The sequence below is a fragment of the Gemmatimonas sp. genome (assembly GCF_044345575.1).
In the GTDB taxonomy this organism is placed as follows: domain Bacteria; phylum Gemmatimonadota; class Gemmatimonadetes; order Gemmatimonadales; family Gemmatimonadaceae; genus Gemmatimonas.
On record NZ_JBIJAW010000337.1, the window covers coordinates 1 to 3,489 of the forward strand.

General features: G+C 69.6%; 3 protein-coding genes. All 3 read right to left on the minus strand.

Annotated elements, in window-relative coordinates; translation table 11 throughout:
- Positions 1-932, minus strand: a 932-nt coding sequence (locus ACIQ6O_RS14675) for an efflux RND transporter periplasmic adaptor subunit (protein ID WP_396208528.1), incomplete at its 3' end; no start/stop codon positions are given.
- A complete protein-coding gene (locus ACIQ6O_RS14680; RefSeq protein ID WP_396208529.1) occupies positions 929-2,482 on the minus strand; it encodes a TolC family protein in 1,554 nt (517 codons plus the stop codon). The genes ACIQ6O_RS14680 and ACIQ6O_RS14675, both read right to left, overlap by 4 nt.
- Positions 2,479-3,132: a TetR/AcrR family transcriptional regulator gene (locus ACIQ6O_RS14685; protein ID WP_396208530.1), complete on the minus strand. Its 654-nt coding sequence runs from the start codon at positions 3,130-3,132 to the stop codon at positions 2,479-2,481. Before ACIQ6O_RS14685 ends, ACIQ6O_RS14680 begins: the two co-directional genes overlap by 4 nt.
- Positions 3,133-3,489 lie beyond the last annotated feature (357 nt).

Genomic DNA, 3,489 nt, shown 5'->3' on the forward strand with positions numbered 1-3,489 from the left:
CCCACGCCGCCGGTCTGATCGACCGCCTGCTCGGGCACGAGCACGCCCAGGCGCTTCTGCGACGCCACGCGCCCTTCCACGAACAGGCCCGCCACGAGCACCCCGGCGTTGTTCGGCACCGAGGCCTGAATGGCCACCTGCTTCGTCTGCGGGTTCACCATCGGCGCGATGCGCGTGATGCGCCCCTGCAGCGCACGATCCGCGCCATTCACGGTGAACGTGACGGGCGCGCCGATGCGCACCTCGCCCAACGCCACCGCGGGCACCGATGCTTCCACGCGCAGACTGCGCGGATCGATGATGGTGAACATCGCCGCGCCCGGTGCGACGATATCGCCCGGGCTCACCGTCTTCTCGGCCACGATGCCGGCGAAGGGGGCGCGGACCTGCGTGTTGCGCAGGTTCTTCTCGGCCGCCGACAGGCGGGCCTTGGCATCGGCGAGCGCGGCCTGGGCGCCCAGGTTGGCACGCTCGGCCCCCTCGACGTCGCGATCGGCGATAGCGCCGGCCGCCGCGAGCGCGCGCGAGCGCTGCAGCTCCTTCTCCGCCTGCTGCGCCGCGACCGTGGCCTGCGTGACCGCCGAGCGGGCAGACATGGCGGCATCGCGCACCGCCGCATCGTCAATGCGGGCGAGCACGGTGCCTTCACTCACCGGTTGGCCGGCGTCGACGAACGTCTGCAGTACGGCGCCGGCCACTTCGGCGCGGAGCCGCGCTTCACGATCAGCCGCGAGGGTCCCGGAGATGGCGGGGCCGCTGCTGAGCGTGTCGGCAACGGCAACGGCGATGTTGTCGGGGCCGACGGTCTGCGTCACCGACTGGCTGTCGGCAGGGGCGTCGGCCTTCTTGCCACAGGCCGTGAGCGCGGTCAGCACCACGGCCGACGCGGTGATGAGGGCGAAAGGCGCCGGACGGCGCAGCGGGGTGATCATCGCGAGGTACCCATGTTCGTGGAAGACGCCGCGCCGGAGGGGCCACCGGCGGACAGCGGGAGATACGGGAGGAGTTCGAGGCGCTTGCGCGCCACCTGCAGATCGCGCGCGGCGCGGGCGCGATTGGCGAGCGCCTGTTGCAACTGCACGCGCGTTTCCGAGAGCTCGAGCTGCGTGGAGATCCCTTCGCGGAATCGCACCTCGGCGATGGTATAGGCCCGCTGCGCCTGTTCCGCCGTGCCGACACTCGCCTGCCAGTTGGCTTCGGCCTCGGTGAGCTGGAGGGCGGCCAACCGGGCGTCGAGCGTCGCGCCTTCCTGCGCCAGCTTGAGCCGCTGACGGGCCTCAACCACCCCCGCCTCGGCGGCGGTGATCTGGCCGCGCACGTTGCCGCCGGTGAAGAGCGGATACGAGAGGCCGACCCCGACGGTCCAGTTGGGGAGGAATTCGTTGAGGCTGGTGGGCAGAATGTTTTGCGGGTAGGCGAGGCGCTGATAGTTCGTCGTCGCGCTGATCTGCGGGAGGCGCAGCGCCTTGGTGGCGCGCAGCTGCTGCTCGGCCACGTTCACGCCGAACGACGCCTGCTTCACCGCGGCTCGGGCGCGCACGGTCGTGTCGGTGGCGGCCACGAGGCGGGAGACCTCACCCTGCACGCGCGCATCAGCCGCGAGCACGGTGGCCGGATCGACATTGACGCTCGTGACCGGGGCGCCCGGCGCCTCCGCGGCCACCGGTACCTCGGCGATGCTATCGGTGAGCTGCAACAGCTGATTGGCCGGCAGGTCGAGCAGCTGGCGCAGGCGGATCATGGCCGTCTCGCGTGCCGTGCGCGCCTGGAGCAGCTGCGGGCGCTGGTTATCACGGGTCACGCGCGCGCGGATGAGTTCGAACTCCGAACTCGTGCCCACGCTGCGGGTGAGCTGCACCTGTCGCAGCGTGCGCTCGGCCTGCACGAACGCCGAGTCGGCGATCACCGCCAGACGTTCCGCCAGCAGCGCGTCGTAATACGCCGACGTCACGTCCAACTGCACCTGCGCCTCGGCGCTGGTGATACCGAGCTCCGCGGATTCCCGCGCGTACTTCGCGCTGCGCAAACCAGCCGTCACGCGGCCACCCGTGAACAAAGGCTGCGACGCGCCGAGGCCGAAGTTGAAGTTGTATTGCGACGCGAAGATGCGCGTGATGGGATTGTCGGCGGCACTCGACGTGTCACTGCCGCCGCCTGGACCGGCTCCGGTGCCACCACTGCGGCTGGCAATGGCCGCGAACTGGTTCTGGAGCTGCTTCTGCCAGTTGAGCGTGGTGTTCACCTGCGGGAGCAGGGCGGAGCGCGCCGAGAGCTGTTGGCCGCGCGCGCGCTGCGCGCCGGCCTTGGCGAGTTCGACGTTCTCACTGGCACCGCCCGCGAGCTTCAGCGCATCGGCCAACGACAGTGGGCGCACAGGCGGTGTTCCCTGCGCAGCGAGCGGTGCCGCCGCGCAGAACACGAGGCCGATGGCCATCATGGAAAGTGCCGCGCGGTGGCCGCGCGCACGTGGAAAGACCGTCATTCGGAAGTGGATGTAAGAGTCGGTGCCGCCGACGCGGGTGCGTCGGGCGGAACGGGTACCGGCAGCGCGTGCACGCCGCGCAGGAAGATCCGGACATAGGCCCGCAGCGTGTCTTCCACGGGCTGGGTGAACATCACCGGCATGACATCGCGGTTCATGCCGTCGGCGAAGACCGCACCGGAGAACATGGACACCGCCGCTTCGATCTCGGCCGCGGGCAACTCGTCGTGATGGGCGATGAAGCCCGCAGTACGCAGCTGCTCGGTGTACCGACGCAGCTGATACATCGCGCTGTGTGGCCCCTCGACCGCGCACGGCACGAGTTCGGGACGCTCCTCGAAGTCCGACATGAGCTGCCGGATGAGGGGGCGCTTCCCGCACATGTCCTGGTGATGCGCCGAGGCCCACGCCACGAGCTCGCGCTCCGGGTCGTGCGGTGTCTCGGGGAGACGCATGTCGGCCTTGGCGGCAGCCAGCTCGCGGATCATCTGCTCGAGCAGCGCTTCCTTGGAGCCGAACTGGCGGAAGAGGGTCACCTCGTTCACGCCGGCTTCTTCTGCGATGCGCTTGGTCGTCGCGCCGCGCCACCCGTGCTGGGCGTAGACGCGGGCGGCGGCCTGCAGAATGCGATGGCGGTGGTCGTCGATCATGCGTGGAGAATAAGCAAGTACCTGCTTGCATGCAAGCAGGTACTTGCTTTCACTTTTCGGAAACACTGTTATGTAGGCGGCTCACAACAGCGAACGGCATCTGGAATGCGGCGGTTTCACACCGCGCCCAGCGCCCCCAGATCAACGGGTCAGAGTTGCTGACCGGTGCCGCCGACTGGGAGCCGGGATCGGCTGCCCGGGCCTTCGGGTTGGCGCGTGGACGCTGGGCGCCCTATTGTACGAGACGACGATGGTCCGCCGACGTGCCCACGCCGGCGTCGTCATTCCCTCCACCCCCAGGAGAGATCGTGTCCAGCTTCGTGGAACTCGCGCGTGCGGCGCAGGCGGCCCGCCTGG